The 2,258-nt window shown below is 38.0% G+C and carries 4 protein-coding genes and 1 pseudogene; 4 read left to right on the top strand and 1 reads right to left on the bottom strand.

Features of this window, described 5'->3' with window-relative positions:
- Positions 1 to 228 (bottom strand): hypothetical protein (locus tag WBV75_RS13075; protein ID WP_424121029.1); only part of this gene is annotated, 228 nt, incomplete at its 3' end.
- Between the two features lie 115 nt (positions 229 to 343).
- Between WBV75_RS13075 and WBV75_RS13070 the strand changes: the two genes are divergently transcribed.
- The 4 genes and pseudogenes from WBV75_RS13070 to WBV75_RS13055 all read left to right on the top strand — a co-directional run.
- The gene (locus WBV75_RS13070; RefSeq protein ID WP_424121028.1) at positions 344 to 958 is read left to right on the top strand and encodes a GNAT family N-acetyltransferase; all 615 of its coding nucleotides are present in this window, start codon (positions 344 to 346) and stop codon (positions 956 to 958) included.
- Positions 959 to 978: 20 nt separating this feature from the next.
- Entirely contained in the window at positions 979 to 1,542 is a 564-nt protein-coding gene (locus WBV75_RS13065; RefSeq protein WP_424121027.1) for a hypothetical protein, read from the top strand.
- A gap of 157 nt (positions 1,543 to 1,699) precedes the next feature.
- A complete protein-coding gene (locus WBV75_RS13060; protein WP_424121026.1) occupies positions 1,700 to 1,972 on the top strand; it encodes a hypothetical protein in 273 nt (90 codons plus the stop codon).
- Positions 1,968 to 2,081 (top strand): annotated as a pseudogene (locus WBV75_RS13055) (DUF2200 family protein); the annotation flags it as partial. The gene WBV75_RS13060 and the pseudogene WBV75_RS13055, both read left to right, overlap by 5 nt.
- Positions 2,082 to 2,258: the final 177 nt, after the last annotated feature.

The following is a 2,258-nucleotide window of genomic DNA, read 5'->3' as shown; positions in this document are numbered from 1 at the left end:
CTTTACCTGAGAGCAGATTAAGTGTTCTTCTTTATGTTTTGACAGCGGAAAACTTGGGACATCAATGGAAACCGTATCTATAGTTTTTGATATTTCGCTTAATTTTTGGGTCACTTCTTCTAAAGATTCATTCAACTTAACACCGTTAAATACGGATTCCGCCTGTGCATAAAATATAAGCGGTGTAATCAGCAGAATAATGGTGAATACGATTTTACCTACTTTCATAATTGGCAAGCTTATCTTTATATCTAAAGATTGTTATTAAGCCCGATTGTTACAGCAATGGGGTTAAATTATTTGCCGGATTGTAAAAACTGTGAATACTTAAAGGTTAACTTAGGTGAGATATCTGCAATTAAAAAAGACTGTAAAATGCGGTAACTCTGCTTCTTTGAATATGAACATTGAATTATCGACAGAAAGAACAAGGTTAAGGTTAATTGAATCATCAGATTTGGATTCGATTCATATACTTCATTCATTACCCGAAACGGACAAATACAATACATTGGGGATTCCAGATAGTATTGAGGAAACCAAATCAGTAATTGAACCCTGGGTTATTGAAAATGAATCAAGCAGCCCGAGAAACTACACTTTTGCCATCGAAAACACGACAAATGACGATTTCATAGGTTTGTTTGGTTTAAAACCTGGCAAGGCAAAATTCAAACGAGCAGAAGTATGGTATAAAATCCATCCAGAGTATTGGAACAAGGGAATTGCCACTGAAGTTTTAGGGCGGATTATTGATTATGGGTTTAACGAGCTAAAGCTCCATAGGATTGAGGCAGGATGCGCAGTTGAAAATATCGGGTCCATTAAGGTTCTTGAAAAAGCCGGAATGGTACGCGAGGGCAGAAGAAGGCAAATATTGCCGCTAAAGTCAGGTTGGTCCGATAATTTTGAATACGCTATATTGGAAACAGATAAAAGAAAACCAAACACCACATAGAGTAAAACCTTAGATATCAAATGAAGAACAGAATCTTATACATATTATTGATAATACTTTTGAGCATTTCTTGTCAGGAGCAAGCTTTTCAACTTGACGATATAATTCAGCAATGTTATAATTCAAAATATCAGGCAGAAGGTTACGACATAAAGACCATAATTGAAGATTATGAAATGTTACTGGTCAAAGAAGGCGTCCTGAAAGATGATTCCGGGAAGAGTTATCTGGAAGTGTATCGAAAAATAGCCACGGATAAAGACTTCCGTATAAATGCTGCCGCTTTTCAAGAGTACGATCCATTTTTCAAAGTAGATAATGAAACCAAATTGGCATTATTTGAATGTGAGCATGAAATGACTGCCTTGGCAAAGGAAAAGGATTCTAAATGGCAGGATATTTTTAGAGATTCTGAATCCGCAGAAGGAGTAGAAAACCCGGATGAGGTTTATCAGGATATGATAGAAGCGATGTCCGAAGAAGACTTAAACTCTTATTATTTCAGACTTAAAATGTTTCGCTTATTCGATATGGTGAACGCGAATTGGGGAAAGTCCCTGATGCCTCCTGTTTCGACTAAATAACGTGAATATCTTTTAGGATATCGCCTAAAACACATCGGCCGCGTAGGTCTGCACGCGTTTTATGACTGTTTTTTACAATTTGTGGCACCTGTTCCCCTTCAGCCATCCAAGAGATAAAGCTTTGAAATCATAATGCCATATAACAATTATCACTACTATGGAAAAAAAGAATTATGATGAATTAACGGACGAAGCGCTTTTACTTGAAAAAAAGAAACTTAAAAAATCTAAAATACTTCATGCGACATTAATCGGTTTTCTTGCCGGAATACTCATCTTCGGTGTTGTGGCCTGGAGTCTTTCTCCGAAAAAACAGTTTGGATTTCTTATTCCAATGTTGATTCCCATAGTCTTTATTTACAGACTGGTCAAAAATTCAAAGACTAACAAGGACCTGGAAGATGTCTTAAAAGACCGAAATCTGAATTGAGGAGGTTGACAACGCCCTGACCCGACAGGTAAGATATCTCGACAAGTTGGTGGATGAATTGGCGAGAGATCGGAAAAGGGAGAAGAATTTAAGGGAGGAAAAGAAATAGGCAGGGCCCCAAAAATCTATATGCCATCCTCAGGGCCCTGGGTAAGCCCGGGTCCGCTGATTTGTATTATAATACGTTGATTACCACACAGGACGACCTCTCTGATATTCAAAGGACTGATACCGGTATCGGATTCCGTTATTTTCTGCCGCGGGATTGGAACCTCGGGGCAGACAT

The sequence above is a fragment of the Robiginitalea sp. genome, assembly GCF_049588695.1.
GTDB lineage: Bacteria > Bacteroidota > Bacteroidia > Flavobacteriales > Flavobacteriaceae > Robiginitalea.
The sequence above is the reverse complement of the archived record's forward strand: the minus strand, read 5'-3'. Positions and strand labels throughout refer to the sequence as shown.